Source organism: Pseudomonas sp. RL (assembly GCF_000647775.1).
GTDB lineage: Bacteria > Pseudomonadota > Gammaproteobacteria > Pseudomonadales > Pseudomonadaceae > Serpens > Serpens flexibilis.
Window position 1 is genome coordinate 1 of the sequence record NZ_JBOY01000185.1, and the last position, 1,193, is coordinate 1,193.

Consider the following 1,193-nt stretch of genomic DNA (forward strand, 5'->3'; position numbering starts at 1 on the left):
GCACAGCGTCGTCGCCCAGGCGGGCGCGCAAGCGCTCGCGCAGCTGTTCCCAGGGCAGCGACTGTTGCGGGCGTTCCTCGAACAACCGTTGGTGTTCCGGCACGAAGGGCGGCAGGTCCCGGGCGACCAGACGCACCGCCAGCACCGGCTCCGGCAGTTGCTGCTGCTCCAGGCGGCCCCGGGTCAGCTCGAAGAGCATGGCGGCCTCGCGCTCGGCGCTCAGCAGGCCGACCGGCACCTGACTGGCGGGGCGGTTGCGGTGTTCCAGGTGCAGGACGAAACGCTGCACGCCGCTGTCGCGCCCCGCCAGGTAGGTGGCCAGGTCGGCGGTCAGCCGGCGCAGCGGGAAGAGCAGCGCCTGGTGCGACTCGACCTCGAAGTTCAGCTCGATGCGCGCCTCGAACACATCCGGCGGTCGGTAGAAGGCCAGGGCCAGCGGGCGCTGGCCGAGCAGCGTGTCCAACTGACTCAGCACCTCGGCCGGAAAGCGTTTGGCCAGGCCGTCGCGAGGCAGGGCGAGCAGCTGCGCCAGGTTGCGCACGCCCATGCGGGCAAAGGCGCTGGACGCCTCGCGGGAGAAGCCGAGGCGCTCCACCGGCAACAGAGCCAGCGCCTGATGCAGCGCTTCGTCGCCCACCGCCAATCCATCATGGGCATTGGCCAGCACCCGCGCGGCGGTGGGATTGGGCGCCACGGTGATGCGGTGGCGAAAGCCCAGGGAGGTCAGTTCCTCACGCAGACGCGCCTCGAAGCGCGGCCAGGGGCCGAAGAGGCCGAGGGAGGACTGCACCTCCAGCAGCAGGCAGCGCGGATAGTGCAGGCTTACCTGGGCGCTGAAGCGGTAGCCCCAGGCGGCCAGCAGCTGCTGCCAGCGCTCGATGGCCGCCGGATCGTATTCGGCAGTAGCGAAGTGCTGGCTGAGCGCCTGGGCGGCGGTGAGCGACTGGCCAGGCTTCAGGCCCAGGGCGCGCGCCGCCGGGTTGACCGCCTGCAGCCGGCGCCGTTGCGCCGTGCCGGCCAGCAGAACCAGCGGCGCGTCCGCGTCGCTCCGTTGGCGCAGCACGCCATCCATGGCCAGTTGCGGAAAGAGGATGCAGGCCCAGCGCATGACGGTCTCAGTGCCCGCCGCCGCTGGCCAAGGCGGCTGTGGCGATCGGCCGGGCCGGGGCCAGGCCGCCGCGACACTTGAGGAC

At 71.9% G+C, this 1,193-nt stretch carries 1 protein-coding gene; it reads right to left on the minus strand.

Annotated features, from left to right (window positions below):
* Positions 1-1,108 (minus strand): DNA polymerase Y family protein (locus AS93_RS0117970; RefSeq protein WP_027591874.1); only part of this gene is annotated, 1,108 nt, incomplete at its 3' end.
* Positions 1,109-1,193: the final 85 nt, after the last annotated feature.